Raw genomic sequence first — 17,618 nt, forward strand, 5'->3', positions numbered from 1 at the left:
AGGGAAGACGACATGGGACTGATCACCGGACTGGCGACCCTGCCACTGGCGCCGGTACGCGGCGTGATCTGGATCGCCGAGGTCCTCACCGAACAGGCCGAGGCGCAGCTGTACGACCCGGCGCGCATCGCCGCCGAGATGCAGGAGATCGCCGACCTGCTGGCCGCGGGGGAGATCGACGAGGAGGAGGCCGCGGCGCGGGAAGAGGAACTGCTGGCCCGGCTGCCCCGCTCCGGTCCCGCCGCCGGGACCGGAGCCGCAGCGCCCGGCGATCCGGCGGCCGAACCCGCCCCGGCAGCCGAACCGGCAGGCGGGGCGGCGGCCGGACCGGCCGGTGATCCGGGGGGCGGGCCGGCGGCGCAGGGGGACCTGGACGACACCGGTCACCTCGGCGCGGACCGACGCCACGGCGAACCCGAACAACACGGTGAACACGGCGGGGGTGCGGCCGGCGTGCCGCGCGGCGAACCGTCCGGGGGGTGAGCGATGCCGCGTCAGCCGCCCGAAGCGTCCCCGGCCGCATCCCAGGCGGCGTCCCAGGCGGCGCGCCGCGCGGTCGGTCACGTCACCGGCATGACCGGCCGCGATGCCGAAGGAGTCGTCGGCGTCCAACGCCGCGACGACGGCGGCTGGCGCGTCACCGTGGAGGTGGTGGAGACCCACCGCATCCCCGGCTCGGCCGACATCCTCGCCGTCTACGAGACCGACCTGGACGCCGACGGGGAACTGGTGGCCTTCCACCGCACCCGCCGCTACCCCCGCGGCCGCGTCGACCGCCCCTGACCATCCCGCACCCAAGGCCCTGAACCGAAGGCCTGACCGGGAACAGGGGGTGGCCGCGGACCGCGCCCGGCGGGGTCCCGGCGGCGCCCGGCCGGGTGGCCGGGACCGCGTCGTGGACCACCGCCCGCAAAGCAGACGGAGGACGACCCGTTGAGTGAGATCTCCTACCCCGGCACCCGCGGGCCCGCCCGCCCGGCGGGGGAGCGGACCGGCGCCAACCTGGCCGACCTGCTGGAACGCATCCTCGACAAGGGCATCGTGATCGTCGGGGACATCCGGGTCAACCTGCTGGACATCGAGCTGCTCACCATCAAGCTGCGGCTGCTGGTCGCCTCGGTCGACCGCGCCAAGGAGATGGGCATCGACTGGTGGGAGCACGACCCGTCGCTGTCGTCGCGCGCCCGCGCCGAGGTCGAGGCCGCCGAGCAACGCGAGCGGCTGGAACACGACCGGCTCGCCGAGGAGAACCGCATGCTGCGCGAACGCCTGGCCGCCCTGGAGGCCGCCGCCGCACCCCCGCCCCGCCAGGTCGCCGACCGACCCGCCGGCGGCACCGCCGACACACCCGCCGGCGGCACCGCCGACACACCCGCCGAAACGTCTGGCGGCACGTCTGGCGGCACGTCTGGCGGCACATCCGGTGAGGCGGGCCACGGTGAACAGGAGGAGGGGCGATGAACCACCACACAGGCCGGCACGAACCCGGCGCCCCGCAGGAGGGCACCGCGCAGGAGAGCACCGCCGTCTACCTGTACGGCGTCGCACGCGGCCTGGACCCGGCCGTGCTGGGCGGCGTCACCGGCGTGTCGTCGGCCGCCGTGCGCGCCGTCCCCGCCGGTGACCTGACCGCCCTGGTCAGCACCGTGGAACTGGCCGACTTCGGCGAGGACGCCCTGCGCGACCACCTGGAGGACCTGGACTGGCTGGAGGCCACCGCCCGCGCCCACCACGAGGTCGTCGACCGCGCCGCGCAGGCCGCCCCCACCGCACCGGTCCGCATCGCCACCCTCTACCGCGACGACGACCGCGTCCGGCAGGTGCTGCAGGAACAACACGCCCAGTTCACCCGCGTCCTGGACCTGATCAGCGGCCGCGCCGAATGGGGCGTGAAGATCTACGCCCACCCCGAGGCGTTCGAGCACGACGAACCCGAACCCGAATCCCAGCCGCAGGCCACCACCGGCGGCGGGGCCGGGACGGCGTACCTGCGGCGGCGCCAGGCGCAGCGCCGCAGCCGCCAGGACGCCTCCCGCCGCATCAACGACTACGCCCAGTCGGTCCACGAACGCCTCACCCAGCACGCCCGCGCCTCCCGCCGCCACCCACCGCAGGACCAGCGGCTGTCGGGGCACGCCGGCGTGCCCGTGCTGAACATGGCCTACCTGCTCGACGACGAGCACACCAAGGAGTTCCTGGACACCGCCCGCCGCGCCGACGCCGAACTGACCGGCGTCGACGTCGAGGTCACCGGCCCCTGGCCGCCCTACTCCTTCATCGACACCACCGACACCGGCGCCGAGGGCGGGCGGCCCGGCCAGGGGGAGGCGCGATGACAGGCGTCGCCGTCGACACCGGGCCGTCCGGGCCGCCGCTGGAACGCGTCGCCCTGGTCGACCTGCTGGACCGGCTGCTGGCCGGCGGCGTCGTCCTCACCGGCGACCTGGTGATCTCCGTCGCCGAGGTCGACCTGGTCGAGGTGTCCCTGCGCGCCCTGATCACCACCGTCCGCGACGAGCTCACCCCGCCCGAGCTCGCCGCTCGGGAGGAGCAGCCGTGATCCGCCGCGAACCGGTCAGCGGGGACGTCCACGTCCACGACCCCGTCCCCGGCGACCTGTTCCCCGACACCACCCGCGACGACACCCCCGCCCGCCCCGCCGCCACCCGCCCCGAAACCGCGGGGCAGGCGGCACCGGTGCGGGCGAGGCCGATACGGTCCACACCGGCGTCCTCACGCGTGCGGCAACGCCTGGAAACCGACGCCGACCAGGTCGAACGCGACCTCGTCAAGCTCGTGCTCACCCTGGTGGAACTGATCCGCCAGCTCATGGAACGCCAGGCGCTGCGCCGCGTCGACTCCGGCACCCTGGACGACGACCAGATCGAACGGCTCGGCCTGGCGCTCATGCGGCTGGAAGAGGCCATGGAGAAACTCAAGGACCACTTCGACCTTGAGGCCGGCGACCTCAACCTCGACCTGGGCCCCCTGGGCCCACTCCTGCCCGAAGACTGACCCCGCCAGGGGAGACAACGCACGGGAGAGGACACACGGGGGGAAGGAACGGGGCGGCCGCCGGGCGTTTGGTCACCGCCGGCGACGCCCCGACGTCCCAGACGACTTCGGCGACTTGGGTGTCTTCGACGCCTTGGACGTCCTGCGTGACTTGGGCGTCCCCGACGACCTGCCGGTGGACTTGCTGGTGGACCTGCTGGTGGACCTGGTGGACCGGGCGGGGGAGGAACCACCGACGGCGCCGCCGGTCACGCGGCGCACCGCCTCGGCCAGCTCACCCTTGCTCATCCTCGACCGGCCCTCGATCCCCAGATCCCGCGCCATCGCATACAGCTCCTGACGGCTCGTGGCGGCCACCGGCCTGACCGCACCGGCCCGCCCGTCACGCCGCGAACCTCCACCCGAGCGCCGCGCGGACCCGCCCGAGGACGACCCACGTGACGACGACCCGCGTGACGGCGCACGCCCGCCCCTGCGCGCACGGCCACCGGCCGGTGCACGCCCCGCGTCCTCAGCGGCACCAAGAACGGCACCCGGCAGCAACCGGCCCACCCGGCCGGCCTGCTGCGCCACCAGCACCCACGCCACCTGATACGGCCCCGCGTCACCACCGTGACGGTGCCGGGCCGACGCACTCGCCCGCGACCACATCTCACGGGCCAGCGCGGGCGTGCGCGACACCACCGACCGCGCCTCCCGCAGCCCCGGCAACCCCGCAATCCCGGGCATCACAGTCCGCCTCCTCACTGGGATCGGCTGACGCGCACCTACCCTGCGCACCGCCGTCCATGCCCCCCAGGGGGGCGTGCAGGGGTCAGGCGGACAGACGCTCGGCCTCCCACAAGTCCCGGTACGGACCCGGCCGCGCCACCAGATCGTCGTGGCGGCCCCGCTGCACCACCCGGCCCCGGTCCAGCACCAGCACCTCGTCGGCGTCGCCCAGCGCCGCCAGCCGGTGCGTCACCAACAGCAGCGTGCCCCCGCCCGGCCACGTCAGCAGGTCCCGGGTGACCGCGTCGGCGGTGACCGTGTCCAGCGCCTCGGCCGGCTCGTCCAGCACCAGCACCGGCGGATCGGCCAGCAACGCCCGAGCCAGCAGCAGCCGCTGCCGCTGCCCGCCCGACAACCCCCGGCCGCCCTCACCGACCACCGTGTCCCACCCGTCCGGCAGCTCCCGCACCACCTCCAGGAACCGGGCGCGCCGCGCCGCCGCCTCCAACTGGTGCTGCGAGGCGTCCGGACGAGCCAGCAGCAGGTTGGCGCGCACCGTCCCGGCGAACACGTGCGCGTCCTGCGTCAACCCCCGCACCGCCGCCCGCACGTCGTCCCCGGCGTAGGCGTTCAGGTCACGGCCCGCCAGCTGCACCGTCCCGGCCAGCGGCGTCACCGCACCGGCCACCGCCGCCAGCAGCGTGCTCTTGCCCGCCCCGCTGGCACCCACGATCGCCACCCGCCGGCCCCGCTCCACCCGCACGTCCACACCGTCCAACGCAACCCCGCCCAGCGCCGCACGGCCCCCCACGCGCGACGCCGGGACATCGCGAGCACCGCCGGGACGCAAGCCGGGGGACTGCTCGTCAACAAGCTCGCGCTCGTGGGGGGTGACGTGGGGGGTGTCGAAGGCGACCGTCACGCCGAGCAGTTCCACGCTCAACGGCCCCGGCGGCACCGACGCCCCGGCACGGGACGCCGGTGGCGGGGGAGCGGCCAGCAACGCCGCCACCCGACGCGCCGACGCCAGCACGTCCCGCATCCGCTGCGCCGCGTCCGCCAGCGGCAGCACCGCCTCCACCGCCACCAGCGCCGTGAGCGCCACCACCGCCACCTGCACCTGGTCGGCACCCGACCGCACCGCCTGCCAGGCCACCACCGCCGCCGTCACCCCCTGCACCGCCAGCCCCGCCGCGCCCACCACACCCGCGACCCGCGAACCGGCGCGTTCGGCGCGCTCCAGCCGCCGCGCCGCCACCGCCGCCCGCGCACCGAACCTTCCGGCGGCGCCGAACACCGCCAGGTCCTCGGCGCCGTCCAGCACGTCCAGCGCGCACACCGCCAGCCGCCGCCGCTGCGCCGCCACCCGCGCCGCGGCCCGCGCACCCGCCGTCCACGCCGCCCACGGCAGCGCCACACCCGCCACCAGCAGACCCGCCACCAGCGGCACCACCGACGACGGCACCGCCACCGCGCACACCACCACGCCCGCCGCCCCGCACACCACGCCCGTCACCGCCGGCAGCACGCACCGCAACAGCAGGTCCTGCACCGCCTCCACATCCGACACCAGCCCGCTCAACGCCTCCCCGTCTCGCACCCCGCCCGTCCCACGGCCCCGTACCGCGGCCGGGCCGCGCGCGGCCAGCGCGTCGAACACCCTGCCGCGCAGCTCCGCCAGCGCCCGCAACGCCACGTCATGACCGGCCAGCCGCTCCAGGTACCGCAGCACCCCCTTGCCCAGCGCGAACCCCCGCAACGCCACGATCGCCAGCGACAACGCCGCCATCGTCGGCTGCTGCGCCGCCCGCGCGATCAGCCACGCCGCGGCCGCGACCAGCCCCAGCCCGCACAGCTCCGCCGCCACCCCGGCCACCACCGCCAGCAGCAGCCGCCCCGCATACGGCCGCACCACACCCCACAGGCCCCGCACGTCACCGCCCACGGCGCCCCCACCTGCACCCGTCGCACCTGCCATCTGTGTCATGTCGGTCACCCCGGTCATGCCGCCGCCGAACCCCCCGCCGAACCACCCGCCGGGGCGCCGGCTTGAGTGCCGGTCGGGGTGCCGTCGGACACCAGACGGCCGTCCACCAGCCGCACCACCCGGTCCGCCACCGCCAGCAACGCCGGACGATGCGCCACCACCACCGCCGACCGGCCCTCCAGCAGCCGCCGCGCCGCCTGCACCAGCAACCCCTCACTGCGCACGTCCAGCCGGGCCGTCGGCTCGTCCAGCAACATCACCGGCGCCCGCGTCACGAACGCCCGCGCGATCGCCAGCCGCTGCCGCTGCCCCGCCGACAACCCCGCGCCGCCCTCACCCAGCACCGTCGCGTACCCGTCCGGCAGGCCCTCGATGAACTCCTCGGCCGCCGCCGCCCGGGCCGCCTCCCGCACCCGCTCGTCACCGGCGTCCGGCACACCCAGCCGGATGTTGTCGGCCACCGACGCGGCGAACAGATGCGGCCGCTGCGGCACCCACCCCAGCCGCGCCCGCCACACCGCCAGATCCATCTCACCCAGCGGAACACCGTCCACCAGCACCCGCCCCGACTCCGGCGTCACCAGCCCCGCCAGCACCGCCAGCAACGTCGACTTGCCCGCACCCGACGGCCCCGTCACCGCCAGCCGCTCACCCGGCGCCACCCGCAACGACACCCCCGCCAGCGCCGGACGGTCCGCCCCCGGATACCGCACCGTCACCTCCTCCAGCACGATCTCCGGCAGCCCCCCACCGGCGTCCCGGCGGGTCACGCCCCGACCGCCACCCGCCACGACACCGGTGGGGGAGTCCAGCACACCGAACACCTCACCGGCCACCGCCACCCCCTCCGCACTGGCGTGAAACCGCGACCCCAACGCCCGCAACGGCGCATACACCTCCGGCGCCAGCAGCAGCACCAGCAGCCCCGTCGCCAGATCCAACCGGCCCCCCAGCAGCCGCAACCCCACCGGAACCGCCACCAACGCCACCGACAACGAACACACCAGCTCCACCACCAGCGACGACAAGAACGCCACCCGCAACGCCCCCACCGTCGCCCGCCGATGCTCCTCCGCCAGCCGCCGCACCACCACCGACTGGTGCCCCGTCCGCCCGAACGCCCGCAACGTCGACAACCCCGCCACCACGTCCCGGAAATGCCCGCCCAGCCGCCGCAACAGCCCCCACTGCCGCCCCGTCCACTGCGCCGTGCGCGCCCCCACCAACGCCCCGAACACCGGCACCAACGGCACCGTCACCGCCACCACCACCGCCGACACCCAATCAGCCGCCCCCAGCCGCGCCAGCACCACCGGCGGCACCACGCACGCCGCCACCAACTGCGGCACATACCCGGCGAAGAACGGATCGACCGCGTCCAAACCCCGCGTCAGCAACGTCACCCGCGCCCCACCCGACCCCGCCCCGGGACGAGCCAGCACCGCCTCCCGCAACCGCGCCTTCACCCCCGCCGCCGCACGCCCCGCCACCCCCGCCGCCGCCCACGCCAGCACCGAACGCCCCGCCACCGCCGCCACCACCACGACCAGCAGCCCCGCGTCCAACCCCGCCACCGCACCCGCCAACGCACCGGCCTGCACCACCACCAGCACCGCCTGCGCCACCGCCACCACGACCAGCACCACCAGAACCCGCCGCGGCAGCCACCCCACCAGACGACGCTCCACCGCCTTCACCCCGGCACCACCCTCACAGGTAGCCGGGGGACTCGGCCCGCCCCCGGAACGTCCACCACACCAGCGCCTGCGCCGCCAGCAGCAACGGCAACAACACCGCGCACATCACCGCCGTCACCCCCAACGCCTCCGGCGACGCCGCCACCTGCGACCACGGCAACCGCGCCCCCGCCGCCACCGCCACCACGACCAGCACCACCCCCGACACCCAGTACCGACCCGGCACCCGCCGCGCCCGCTCCACCAGACCACCCGCCAGCCGCCACCGCGCGAACCCCGCCCCATGCGCCGCGAACACCAACGCCAACGGCAACCCCAGCACCGTCCCGGCGTTCACCCCGTCCTCCACATGACCCCCGCCGACCAGCACCGTGCCCAGCACCGCACCCCACACCAACGCCAGGACCCAACTGCCCGCCACCACCGCGCCGTCACACACCGCACGCCACCCCGCCGCGTCCACCCGGCCCCGCAACCACAACCCCATGTCCCGCACGATCCACCCGACCAGCAACGCCACGAACAACGGGAACAACCCGCTCAGCAGCGCATGCTCCAACCCGGGGAACGCCGCGGCCACCACACCCGCCGTCGCCACCAGCCACACCTCGTTGGCCAGAAAGAACGGCGCGAACGCGGCGATCACCAGCCGCCGCTCCCGCTCGCCGCGGCCCAGCACCGGCAGCAGCATCCCCATGCCGATGTCGGCCCCCGCCAGCACCAGATACCCCGCGGTGAACACCGCCAGGACCAGCACCGCCAGCGTCTGCATGTCGACTCCTCACCCCACCGGCCCGCGACCGGGGGAAAACACCGTCCGGAAAACCCTCGACCCGCCCCGCCCCGCCGGGGCTCACAACGACGGCGTCAACACCGGCCGATCCGGCTCCGGCGCCTCCGGCGCCCCCAGCCGCACCGCCTCCGGCCCCCGCCGCGCGTACCGCACCAGCAACCACAGATTCACCGCCACCAGAACGGCGAACACCACCGTGAACACCACGAACGACACCGCCACCGCACCCGCCGGCACATCCGACAACGCGTCCTCGGTCTTCAACACCCCGTACACCATCCACGGCTGCCGGCCCACCTCACGGAACACCCACCCCGAGATCATCGCCACGTAGGGCAGCGGCACCGCCGCCATCATCAACACGTGGAACACCCGGCCCCGCTCCAGCCACCGCCCGAACGGCAACTTCACCAACGCCACGAACGCGATGAAAAACATCAGCGACCACGCCGACACCATCAACGTCTCACCCACCGACGCCAGCCCCGGCGGCGTGTAGTCACCCGGCCCGAACCGCGCCTGGAACTCCGCCACCTGCGCCGCCGCCTCCTGCGACGACGGATGCTTAGTCGGCTGCACGTACTGGAACTGCACCCCCCCGAACACCACCACCGGGAACACCGACACCACCACCGTCACCAGCCCGGTGCGCATCGACCGGCGGAACAGATCCGCCTCCGCCGTCCTGCGGAACAGGTGATAGCCGCTCACCGCAGCCATGAAGAACCCCGCCGTCAGCAACCCGCCGAACACCACATGCCCGAACGCCAGCAACGCCGTCGGATTCGCCAGCAACGCCCCCACGTCCGTGAGCCGCGCCACCCCGTCCACCATCTCGTAGCCCACCGGCCGCTGCAGGAACCCGTTGGCCACCAGAATGAAATACGCCGAGAAATACGCCGTGGCCGCGACCACCCAGATCAACGCGAGATGCACCCACCGGTTCAACCGGTCCCACCCGAAAATCCACAAACCCAGGAACGTCGACTCCACAAAGAACGCCACCACCGTCTCCATCGCCAGCGGCGCCCCGAACACCTCACCCACGACCCGCGACATCCCGCTCCAGTTCAACCCGAACTGGAACTCCATCACCAGCCCCGTGACGATCCCCACCGCATAATTGATCACATACAGCTGGCCCCAGAACCGCGTCATCCGCTCGGCCACCACACTGCCCGACAGCGTCGCCCGCGTCTGCGTCAACGCCACCAGCGTCGCCAGCCCCAACGTCAACGCCACGAACACGAAATGCGAACCCGCCGTCAACGCGAACTGCACCCGCGCCAGCAACAACGGATCGTCCACCCGGGACCCTCCCACCGCTCACCCGACCGATACGCCCCCGATCATCGAGCCCGCCGCCCACCCGGCGAAACCCGCCACAGCCGACAACCCACCTGCACCTTTCGCGCAGCCCCCCACCCCCGCGTACACCCACAGATGTACAAACCCCGCCCCGCCCTCCCCACCACGCACGACCCCACCCCCGACCCCACCCTGATCCCGCTCGGGAACAGACCCGCACACACCCCACCCGCCAGCAGCCCCGCAAAACGAGACCCGCACCAGGACCGGCCTCCGCCCGCCCCGCGACATCAGCGCCACAACACCCCGCGCCACCATCCGCGAGCCGCCCCCCACCACCCATGCCGACAGCACGGCGACCAGAAAACGGCACGCCCCGACCCCAACGTCCGCAGAACACCGGTGAAACCACCGACGGCACCGTTCAGCGTCAACTCGGTGAGGGAACAGGGAGGGGCGGCAGGGGAGTGGGCGGTAGCGGCGGAAGACCTCCGCACCCGACATCTCGTCCCGGGCACGAAGGCCTCCCGCGCACTGTGACAGCCCCCCTCGAAGCCGAGGCGCCCCCGGAAAACAGCCGACAGCCGGTACCCCGGCTACAACCGCCGACCGCCCCCGCCACACAACATCACCGCGCCGAACCAGCGGATGCACACCCGGCCATGACGACCGGCACCCAGCCACGACCCGCACGCCCGCACCACCGCGATGCTGCCGCGTGTCGACCTGCCCGAGGTGATCCTGGAGGTGATGTCGTGGGAGCCGTCCCTGGTGGAGGCGTTCACCGCCGTGTCGGGCGGCCGGTCCCGGCTGGAGGATCTGCCGATCTCGATCGCCGCGTGCCTGGCCGCGCACTCCATGAACGTCGGCTACCGGCCGATCGCCAAGCAGGGCGTGCCCGCGCTGGAACGGTCACGGCTGTCGCACGTGTTCCAGAACTACTTCCGGCCGGAGACCCTCGCCCCGGCGAACGTGCCGCTGGTCGCCCGCCAGGCCGGGCTTTCGTTGGCGCAGGCGTGGGGCGGTGGCATGGTCGCCGCAGTCGAGGGGGATGCGGTTCGTGGTCCCAGTCTCGGCCGCGTGCGCCCGGCCCAACCGCAAGTTAAAACCAGCTCGGCGTCCTCGGACTTGTTCTGAACTGCGTGGTCCTGTGGACGACTGTCTACCTTGCCGCCGTCCGCCACCAGCTCAAGGCCCAGGGGTACCCGGTCCGAGACGAGGACATGGCCCGAATCAGCCCGTTCGTGCGCAAGCACCTCGGGGCGCACGGCGCCTACAACTTCCTCCTGCCGGATCTGGTCCCCGGCGCCATCCGCGACCTGCGCGCCCCCGACGCACCCGACGCACCCGACGACGAGGAATGAGACTCCTGCGACAGGCAACGCCGGGCTCCAGCCCCGAACCCGTATGGGGATGATCTTGGATTGTGGGCTGCTCTGACCAGCTGCGGCGGCCTCTCGTCGGGTTATCACGGACGCTGGACGTGTGTGGGTACGTGGAGACGATCAATGGGTGGTGCGTGCGGACGCGATCGCCTCGGTTCATGCGTGCGAGTTCGGGCCACGCGACGGGCTGGCGAGGTCTGGGCATGCGCTCAGCCCAAGGACGTGCCCCCCGAGGAGCCGCTGCGGCTGTGGCAGCTGGCCAGGGTGCAGGGCAGCGTTACCGCGCAGGACCCGGTCGGTAATCTCGCCAAGGCCCTCGCCGGTGCCCAGGATCACGAGGCTCACGCGTTGTTCATCTGTGCTGCCGCCGGCGACGACGGCGGCGGTCCGGTGTGGGGCTATGAGACGACACCCCCCGCCGAATGGCCGCCGGGACTTCCTCGGCTCATGGTGGAGGAGACCACGCAGGCGCGAGCCCAGCGACTTGGTTCGTGATCCCATGTAAGAAATAACCCCTGAGTTCGCGCCCCCCAGCACCAAGCCGCACCCTCTGACCTGTGACCTGGGCTTTCTCTGCTTTGCCGCTGATGTTCCGGCTCGGGTGATGAAGGCATGGGCGGATGTGCTCGACCGTTGGCGGGGCGATGCTCGAACGCCTGGCGAACTGCGCGGTTGCGTATTGGGGCCCGAGGCAGGGCCCGGAGCGGTAACGACGACGCTGACGAGCCTCCCTCGGCCTGTGTCTGCGTACCGGGGCCGCACGCCGCCCTCGGCTTCCATGAAACCGAGGGCGGAGAACGCCGGCCGGTGTCAGACGACGATCGTCTCCTCCGTGACCATCACGCCGATCGAGTTCGGGTCGATGAACTTCGCCTCGTCGGGGTTGACCCGTACCCGGTAGTTCTCGGAGGCGAAGAACGCGTCGTGGTCCGCCCAGCTGTCGAACCAGATCTCGGTGAGGCCGTCGTACGCCGGAGCCGGGTGGTTCTCGGCCGGCACCGGGTGCGAGACCGTGTACCTCCTGACGTACCGCTCCGCTTCGGGGATCGAGGTGAACAGCGGCGCGTGCCGGTCGCGGTGGTACTCGACGAACTCCTCCTGGGTCATGCCTTCGATCCGGTTGATCAGGTAAACGAACTTGAGCACAGTGCCTCCTCATCATCACTCACGTCGACCGCTCGACGCGGAAGTCCTACCGGCGCGGATTAAGGTAAACGGTGACATCGATGTGAGGGGCAAGCCGGAATCGTCAGCATGAGGAGGACCGTCGATGAGGATCGGCGAGCTGTCGGAGCGGACCGGGGTCAGCCGGCGCTCCCTGCGCTACTACGAGGAGCAGGGGCTCGTCGTGAGCACCCGGTCCCCGAGCGGTCAGCGCCTCTACGCCGAGGACCAGGTCCACCGGGTCAGGCTCATTCAGTCGTTCTTCGCGGCCGGCCTGTCCAGCCGCACGATCGTCGAGATGCTCCCCTGCATGACGACCAGGCCGACCATGCGGGCCGCCCAGGACTCGATGGCGGTGATGCTGCGTGAACGGGAGCGTCTGTCGGCCACGCTCGACACGGTCCTCGCCGCGCGCGCAGCGCTCGACAAATTGATCGACGAGAACAGCACCTATCAAGCCCAACTAGCCGCCGAATCATCTGCACGTTAGCGGTGGTTCGCTGGCGGCGGGGCGGGGTGGGAGAGCATCGGGCAGTGAGGGTTGGGTCCCGCTCGCCGCAGCCGGACCTGCCAGGAACGCGCCGAGGCCGGGCTCTTGGTCCGGACCGAAGGAGTCGCCGAGGGGTTCCACCCTGCCGAGGGGGTGCCACTGTTCGAGGACCCGGCGACACCTCCAAGATCCCGCACTGGAGCGGCCCGCGTTCGCCAACGTCGCCTCCGCCGCGCACCCCAGCGACACCCTCACAGTCTCAGAGCTGTTCCGCCTCTGCCGCCACCTGATGGACATCCACGCCGTCCGGGACTGGTGCCAAGCCCGCGGCGTCGTGCTGCGAGTCCTGTCCGGACCGCTGTCGACTTCCACGACCTGGCCGCCGACGATGCCACCACCGCCCTGATCATCAACGTGATCACCGCCGTCGGCCAATTCCAGCGCGACCTGCAAAACGAACTGACCACCGAAGGCATCGCCGCGGCCGAAGGCCGCTACCGCGGCCGGCCACCCACACTCGCCGGAGACCAGCTCGAGGAAGTGCGCGCAGCGTTCCGTGACAAGGGCGCCTCGATCGCGGGTCTCGCGCATGAGCACGGGGTGAGCCGAGTCACCGCGCGCACCGCACTGGCGGACCTGCTGCCCGACTCGAGGATCCGCTCCCCTCAGTCCTGATCGAGAGATGGGCCACCCGCATCCGGACGGTGGACGGCGGTAACTCCGCCCGAACCGGCTCGCTATCGCCGTTGGCCGTTCGGTTGTTGGTCAAGGGCCGGTCCGTCGAGAAGTTCCAGTCGAAACGCCAACCGCAGCGATCTTCATGCGTCAATCCACCAAAACCGAGCCACACCCCGCCAACAGGGCCGCTCAACCGGCCCGGACGGTCGGTGGCTGCCGAGGCCTGGCGCAGCGTCGCCGTCCCGAGCCCCCGCCTGGACGTCGGCAGCAACCCGCGCCCGGGATGAGTGCGGTCTGTCTCGATTACGTCACATTCTGTGGCGGGCTTCTTCGTGCGGGGTGACCCGTGGCGCCTCGGCCGCGTCAAGATCACCGGGTGAAAGTGCACTGATCGTTCGCATTCCTCCCGCGTCCCGGCGGGGCGGCGGGGGAGTGGCGGGTGATGATCGCCGCCATGAGGGTCGAGGAGACCACATGTCGTGCCGCCGCACGCGCCGACCATGATCACCGGAAGAGGTGGACGCCTGGTCGCGGCCGCAGGGTGAGTGCTGCGCGCGCCGGGGGAGAGAGACATGCCGGCGCCGCCTGCCGCCGGGCCGATGACTACCGCATCGCACTATCCGGAGAGCTGGCAGACCCGCACTGGAGCGAACCAAGAAGGGCACGTGACGCGAACCTGCCCGGAATACGCCCCCTCGGGCGTCGCCGGTCCGTTGAACTCGACATAGCCGCTGCGGCGCGTCGGTGCGTGGCCTCGGCGACGGACAGGTAGCTCTGAGCCAGGTCAGTACCTCGTCGCTGGTGATGTGGAACGCCTGGCCGACGGCCGCCGTGTGGGCCAGAAGCCCGGTGAAGCTGCGGGCCAAGTCGGGCAGCGGCGCCGCGCGGTGTCCGCCTCACCGGCGGGGTGCGAGAGCGGCTGGCGCGGCCATCAGGTACGGCACGCCCGCCGCGTACATGATCACGGTGCTGGCCAGCATGGTGCCGACCGTGCGGACCGGGGTGCGCCCGCCGACCCGTTGTGGCCGAACGCGTTCGCGCCGAGGAACGGGGAGCGCAGCCCCTTGGCCTGGAAACCGAGGGCGTACTGGCCCTGGTCACTGCCGACCAGGTCGCCGCCGGTGGAGTGGAGCACGGCGAACTCGCCGAGGATGCCGGGGCGCAGCAGCGCGGGACGGTCGTCCGAGCCGGACACCGTGGCCGCGTACATCGCGGCCAGCCCTCGGGCGCTGCCCACGCGCCCGGCCGAGGCCTGGCCGAGCGCGCGTCTTCGAGTGGGAGGGTGGCGAAGGGCCCGGGGGTGCGCGCCCGGGGAGCCGCGTCGGCGGCGACCCTCGTCAATGCGGCACGTCGGTGCGGGGTGCCGACCGGGGAGGAGAACGGCGCGGCGGTGCTGCGGGTGGCCAACGCGGGCTGGCTGGTCCATCCCGTGGAGGGCAGCGGAGTGTGCGGCTGAGGGTAGGGACCGGCGGGCGGCACGTGGAGGGGACGCGGTGGGGTCATGCCTGGGCGGGGCAGCGGCCGAACCGTCTACTTAACATAATGTGCATTATCGACCATCCGTCGAGCCTGGGCGAGAGGGGCTCTGAACGGGCGGAACGCGCGCCAGCCCGCCGGCGACGTTGAACCCCCACGCGCGGAGTCCCTGTGTGCGGAGTCGTCTTGCCCGCCCGGACGGTTCGTCGGACGGCAACTGTTTCGCTTCGTCGGGTGTGCGCGTGGTTGTCCTTGCCGCTCAGCAGCCACCCGTGCAGCGCGCGGCGGCGTGGTCGGCGTGGTCGGCGTGGCGGGCGTCAGGGTGTGGCGCGGTGTGGCTGCAGGGCGTTGATGTAGTCGACGAGCCGGACGCCGATGTCGAACGGCACGTCGGGCCCGTCCAGGTCGGGATCCAGCCAGGTCTCGGAGATCCGCCGCCACGTCGTCCGGCCCAGGAACGCCCCGGCGACTGCGTCGTCGCCCAGGGCGGCCCGCCACCGCGGTTCGTGGGCGCGCAGGCCGTCCAGCAGCGCCTGGTTGTCGGCCTCGCGAGGATGTTCGGCGTGCCAGCCAGGGCCCTCACGCGGGCGTCGGTGACGATGTCGGCGGCCACGATCTGCGCCTCGTAGTGCTCCCTGGGTGGCGCGGTGTCGCCGTACCAGACCTTGACGCCGCTCGGGCGCACCTGCACGCGCAGCTCCCCGGCCGTTCGGGGCGCCGATCCCCTGACGACCTCGCCGACCTGGTCGAACAGTTCCTGGTCCGCCATCGCGCCGCGCCTCCCCGTCCCCCGTCCGCAAGGCGGCGCCGCCGGGCCGGTGATGCCGTGGCGCCCCTTCCATGATCTCATTCCGGCAAGGTGATCAAACCATACAGAAGATGGATTCTGAGTGGTTTATTGCGTTTTGTCGGGTTTGTGGGGGTGGTGGGGTCTGTCGGTGGCGGGCGGTAACGTGCCGCGGTGTGCGTCCCCGTGATGTCGAGCGTGTCACCGTCGCCCAGGCCGTGGACCGGTACGCCGAGATGGTCCGCGCCAAGTCCGTCACCGGCGCGTTGGCGCCCGGCAGCGCCGAGGTGTACGTGCGTGACGTACACACCTTCGCCGAACTCGCCGGGCCCGGCCGGGTGCTGGACGACCTGACCGGCGAGGACGTCGACCAGGTGCTGCTGGCGTTCGCCCGCAAACCCGACGGGCGGCGCCGCGACCCCTCCCCCTCCCCCGGCGGTGAGCGCGCGGCGGCCACGCAGAGCCCGGCGTCGCAGGCGCGGTTCCGCCGGTCGGTGTCGGCGCTGTTCCGGCACGCCGTGATCGCCGGGTGGGTGCAGCTGGACCCGATGGACGCGGCGACGGTGCGGCCACGGCAGCGGGGCGGGCTGCGCGCCGAGCGGCGGGCGCTGACCGCCGAGCAGGCCGAGGGGCTGCTCGGCGCGGCGCGTCGGCTGGCCGAGACGCCGGCCGAGCAGGGGCGGCGCCGTGACCAGCGCGTGGAGTTGCGGGACGGGCTGATCGTGCTGCTGCTGGCGGCGGTGGGGCCGCGGGTGTCGGAGCTGACCCGCGCCGACGTGGAGCACTTCTTCGTCAACGACGGGGTGCGGTACTGGCGGGTGTTCGGCAAGGGCGGCCGTACCCGGGACGTGCCGTTGCCGCGTCCGGTGGCGGAGGTGCTGGACGCCTATCTGGCCGAGGGGCGTCCCCTGCTGGATCGCGGCCGTGAGCCCAGGGCGTTGCTGCTGTCGTGGCGGGGACGCCGGCTGGCGCGCGGTGACGTGCAGGCGGTGATCGACCGGGTGCAGGCGCGGGTGGATCCGGAGCGGCGCCGTGCCGTCACGCCGCACGGGCTGCGGCACACCACCGCGACGCATCTTCTGGCGGCCGCGACCGACATGGACGCGGTGCGACGGGTGCTGGGTCACGCCGACCTGTCGACGCTGGGCCGTTACCGTGACGAGCTTCCCGGGGAGTTGGAGGCGGCGATGCGGGTGCATCCGCTGCTGGGGCGCGTCGACTCGCGGCCCGCCGACCAGGAGCGGTGAGAGAACGTTAAGGGGGCGCGGCGGGTGGTGGGTCAGATCCAGCCGAGCTGGGAGGGCTGGGGGAAGCCGCCCTGCCACAGGCCGTAGGTGGTCAGCAGGAGCAGGGCGCTGGCGAACGCGGTGACCAGGACGCCGCCGAGGCGGGTGCGCGCGGTCCAGCCCCAGGCGGTGAACGCGGCCGCCACGGCGATGCCCATGACGGCGGTGCCGCCTTCCAGGGAGTTGGTGGTGAACGTCACGCCGGTCAGCAGCGCGGCGGTGTGTGCCAAGACGCGTCCGGTCGTGCCGTGCGGGGCCGGGTGGTGCGCCAGGGCCGCGGCCAGGGACGCCACGACCAGGGCCACTCCCCCGTACCAGATGTAGTGGCCCGCGGTTTCGTCCCACAGGTGCGCGACGTCGCTGGGTGCGTGGTTGCCGACGGAGTTGGCGGCCAGGTGGATGCCGTGGCCTTCGACGTAGGTGAGGGCGCCGGTCAGGTAGAGGGCCCAGGTGCGGCGGCCCGCTCCCCCGGTGTGCAGGGCGGCGGCCGCCGGGAGGAGGACGGCGTAGGGGGTGAGCAGGTCGATCCAGTCGGCCCAGCGGGTGGGGCCGACGGTGCCGAGCCAGGCCATGGCGACGCCGACGTGGTGGGTGAGGGCGTAGGTGATGGCGGTGACGGTCAACCAGAACGGGGGGCGTGCGTAGGCGGGCGCGGCGGGGGTGGTGGTGTGTTCGGTGTCGGCGGTGGACGGTGGGGGCATCGGCTGGGCTCCGGCTGGTTCGGCACCGTGGGCGTGGGCGTCCATCATGGCGTCGCCGTGGCGGCGGCGGAACCGGGCGTGTGCTTCCCCCCCGGGGCGTGAGTGCTGGGATGGGGGTGGTCGGGGCGCTGGTGGGCGGG

General features: G+C 72.9%; 22 protein-coding genes. 14 read left to right on the top strand and 8 right to left on the bottom strand.

Features of this window, described 5'->3' with window-relative positions; translation table 11 throughout:
* The first annotated feature begins 12 nt into the window (after positions 1-12).
* From ABD811_RS06895 to ABD811_RS06920, 6 genes are all read left to right on the top strand, one after another.
* Positions 13-483: a gas vesicle protein GvpG gene (locus tag ABD811_RS06895; protein ID WP_344942539.1), complete on the top strand. Its 471-nt coding sequence runs from the start codon at positions 13-15 to the stop codon at positions 481-483.
* A gap of 3 nt (positions 484-486) precedes the next feature.
* Positions 487-783, top strand: a complete 297-nt coding sequence (gene gvpO / locus ABD811_RS06900; protein WP_344942542.1) for a gas vesicle protein GvpO — start codon at positions 487-489, stop codon at positions 781-783.
* 150 nt (positions 784-933) lie between these two features.
* Complete coding sequence (locus tag ABD811_RS06905; protein ID WP_425549372.1) at positions 934-1,461, top strand: gas vesicle protein; 528 nt, start codon at positions 934-936, stop codon at positions 1,459-1,461.
* Positions 1,458-2,336, top strand: coding sequence for a GvpL/GvpF family gas vesicle protein (locus ABD811_RS06910; protein ID WP_344942545.1), 879 nt, complete (start codon positions 1,458-1,460; stop codon positions 2,334-2,336). The genes ABD811_RS06905 and ABD811_RS06910 overlap by 4 nt, the downstream gene beginning before the upstream one ends.
* Positions 2,333-2,560: a gas vesicle protein gene (locus ABD811_RS06915; protein ID WP_344942548.1), complete on the top strand. Its 228-nt coding sequence runs from the start codon at positions 2,333-2,335 to the stop codon at positions 2,558-2,560. The genes ABD811_RS06910 and ABD811_RS06915 overlap by 4 nt, the downstream gene beginning before the upstream one ends.
* Positions 2,557-3,015: a gas vesicle protein K gene (locus ABD811_RS06920; RefSeq protein ID WP_344942551.1), complete on the top strand. Its 459-nt coding sequence runs from the start codon at positions 2,557-2,559 to the stop codon at positions 3,013-3,015. The genes ABD811_RS06915 and ABD811_RS06920 overlap by 4 nt, the downstream gene beginning before the upstream one ends.
* A gap of 72 nt (positions 3,016-3,087) precedes the next feature.
* Here ABD811_RS06920 and ABD811_RS43895 read toward each other — a convergent pair whose 3' ends face one another.
* The 5 genes from ABD811_RS43895 to ABD811_RS06945 form a co-directional block, all read right to left on the bottom strand.
* Entirely contained in the window at positions 3,088-3,744 is a 657-nt protein-coding gene (locus tag ABD811_RS43895) for a Rho termination factor N-terminal domain-containing protein (RefSeq protein WP_425549373.1), read from the bottom strand.
* Between the two features lie 85 nt (positions 3,745-3,829).
* Positions 3,830-5,671 carry a thiol reductant ABC exporter subunit CydC gene (cydC, locus tag ABD811_RS06930; RefSeq protein ID WP_344942557.1) on the bottom strand — a complete coding sequence of 614 codons (1,842 nt, stop codon included), beginning with the start codon at positions 5,669-5,671 and terminating at the stop codon, positions 3,830-3,832.
* 56 nt (positions 5,672-5,727) lie between these two features.
* Positions 5,728-7,401 carry a thiol reductant ABC exporter subunit CydD gene (gene cydD, locus ABD811_RS06935; protein WP_344942560.1) on the bottom strand — a complete coding sequence of 558 codons (1,674 nt, stop codon included), beginning with the start codon at positions 7,399-7,401 and terminating at the stop codon, positions 5,728-5,730.
* Between the two features lie 22 nt (positions 7,402-7,423).
* Positions 7,424-8,182 (bottom strand): cytochrome d ubiquinol oxidase subunit II, encoded by a 759-nt coding sequence (locus tag ABD811_RS06940; protein ID WP_344942563.1) that lies wholly within the window; start codon positions 8,180-8,182, stop codon positions 7,424-7,426.
* An 81-nt stretch (positions 8,183-8,263) separates the two neighbouring features.
* Complete coding sequence (locus ABD811_RS06945; RefSeq protein WP_344942565.1) at positions 8,264-9,511, bottom strand: cytochrome ubiquinol oxidase subunit I; 1,248 nt, start codon at positions 9,509-9,511, stop codon at positions 8,264-8,266.
* A gap of 708 nt (positions 9,512-10,219) precedes the next feature.
* Here ABD811_RS06945 and ABD811_RS06950 point away from each other — a divergent pair.
* From ABD811_RS06950 to ABD811_RS06960, 3 genes are all read left to right on the top strand, one after another.
* On the top strand, positions 10,220-10,648 hold the full coding sequence (locus ABD811_RS06950) for a Tn3 family transposase (RefSeq protein ID WP_344942568.1): 429 nt from the start codon (positions 10,220-10,222) through the stop codon (positions 10,646-10,648).
* 5 nt (positions 10,649-10,653) lie between these two features.
* Positions 10,654-10,875, top strand: a complete 222-nt coding sequence (locus ABD811_RS06955; protein WP_344942571.1) for a Tn3 family transposase — start codon at positions 10,654-10,656, stop codon at positions 10,873-10,875.
* Between the two features lie 243 nt (positions 10,876-11,118).
* On the top strand, positions 11,119-11,391 hold the full coding sequence (locus tag ABD811_RS06960; protein WP_344942574.1) for a hypothetical protein: 273 nt from the start codon (positions 11,119-11,121) through the stop codon (positions 11,389-11,391).
* 315 nt (positions 11,392-11,706) lie between these two features.
* Here ABD811_RS06960 and ABD811_RS06965 read toward each other — a convergent pair whose 3' ends face one another.
* A complete protein-coding gene (locus ABD811_RS06965) occupies positions 11,707-12,042 on the bottom strand; it encodes an EthD domain-containing protein (protein WP_344942577.1) in 336 nt (111 codons plus the stop codon).
* Positions 12,043-12,166: 124 nt separating this feature from the next.
* On the opposite strand from ABD811_RS06965, the gene ABD811_RS06970 reads away from it, so the two are divergent.
* The 3 genes from ABD811_RS06970 (at position 12,167) to ABD811_RS06975 (ending at position 13,225) form a co-directional block, all read left to right on the top strand.
* Positions 12,167-12,550 carry a MerR family transcriptional regulator gene (locus ABD811_RS06970; protein ID WP_344942580.1) on the top strand — a complete coding sequence of 128 codons (384 nt, stop codon included), beginning with the start codon at positions 12,167-12,169 and terminating at the stop codon, positions 12,548-12,550.
* 196 nt (positions 12,551-12,746) lie between these two features.
* Positions 12,747-12,956, top strand: a complete 210-nt coding sequence (locus ABD811_RS43900) for a recombinase family protein (protein ID WP_425549374.1) — start codon at positions 12,747-12,749, stop codon at positions 12,954-12,956.
* Positions 12,957-12,964: 8 nt separating this feature from the next.
* Entirely contained in the window at positions 12,965-13,225 is a 261-nt protein-coding gene (locus ABD811_RS06975; protein ID WP_344942583.1) for a hypothetical protein, read from the top strand.
* Positions 13,226-14,189: 964 nt separating this feature from the next.
* Here ABD811_RS06975 and ABD811_RS06980 read toward each other — a convergent pair.
* Positions 14,190-14,465, bottom strand: a complete 276-nt coding sequence (locus ABD811_RS06980) for a hypothetical protein (protein WP_344942586.1) — start codon at positions 14,463-14,465, stop codon at positions 14,190-14,192.
* A 45-nt stretch (positions 14,466-14,510) separates the two neighbouring features.
* Between ABD811_RS06980 and ABD811_RS06985 the strand changes: the two genes are divergently transcribed.
* Both ABD811_RS06985 and ABD811_RS06990 read left to right on the top strand, forming a co-directional pair.
* A complete protein-coding gene (locus ABD811_RS06985) occupies positions 14,511-14,684 on the top strand; it encodes a hypothetical protein (RefSeq protein ID WP_344942589.1) in 174 nt (57 codons plus the stop codon).
* A gap of 983 nt (positions 14,685-15,667) precedes the next feature.
* The gene (locus ABD811_RS06990; protein ID WP_344942592.1) at positions 15,668-16,738 is read left to right on the top strand and encodes a tyrosine-type recombinase/integrase; all 1,071 of its coding nucleotides are present in this window, start codon (positions 15,668-15,670) and stop codon (positions 16,736-16,738) included.
* Positions 16,739-16,770: 32 nt separating this feature from the next.
* Here the strand turns inward: ABD811_RS06990 and ABD811_RS06995 are convergent, their stop codons facing one another.
* The gene (locus ABD811_RS06995) at positions 16,771-17,478 is read right to left on the bottom strand and encodes a hypothetical protein (protein ID WP_344942595.1); all 708 of its coding nucleotides are present in this window, start codon (positions 17,476-17,478) and stop codon (positions 16,771-16,773) included.
* Positions 17,479-17,618 lie beyond the last annotated feature (140 nt).

The organism is Actinomadura miaoliensis (genome assembly GCF_039536785.1).
In the GTDB taxonomy this organism is placed as follows: Bacteria; Actinomycetota; Actinomycetes; order Streptosporangiales; family Streptosporangiaceae; genus Spirillospora; species Spirillospora miaoliensis.

Bases quoted from the DNA above. Each gene is read 5' to 3' on its own strand.
- ABD811_RS06895 (WP_344942539.1), top strand. From the start codon at position 13: ATGGGACTGATCACCGGACTGGCGACCCTGCCACTGGCGCCGGTACGC.
- gvpO (WP_344942542.1), top strand. From the start codon at position 487: ATGCCGCGTCAGCCGCCCGAAGCGTCCCCGGCCGCATCCCAGGCGGCG.
- ABD811_RS06910 (WP_344942545.1), top strand. From the start codon at position 1,458: ATGAACCACCACACAGGCCGGCACGAACCCGGCGCCCCGCAGGAGGGC.
- ABD811_RS06915 (WP_344942548.1), top strand. From the start codon at position 2,333: ATGACAGGCGTCGCCGTCGACACCGGGCCGTCCGGGCCGCCGCTGGAA.
- ABD811_RS43895 (WP_425549373.1), bottom strand. From the start codon at position 3,744: ATGCCCGGGATTGCGGGGTTGCCGGGGCTGCGGGAGGCGCGGTCGGTG.
- ABD811_RS06940 (WP_344942563.1), bottom strand. From the start codon at position 8,182: ATGCAGACGCTGGCGGTGCTGGTCCTGGCGGTGTTCACCGCGGGGTAT.
- ABD811_RS06950 (WP_344942568.1), top strand. From the start codon at position 10,220: ATGCTGCCGCGTGTCGACCTGCCCGAGGTGATCCTGGAGGTGATGTCG.
- ABD811_RS06970 (WP_344942580.1), top strand. From the start codon at position 12,167: ATGAGGATCGGCGAGCTGTCGGAGCGGACCGGGGTCAGCCGGCGCTCC.
- ABD811_RS06995 (WP_344942595.1), bottom strand. From the start codon at position 17,478: ATGCCCCCACCGTCCACCGCCGACACCGAACACACCACCACCCCCGCC.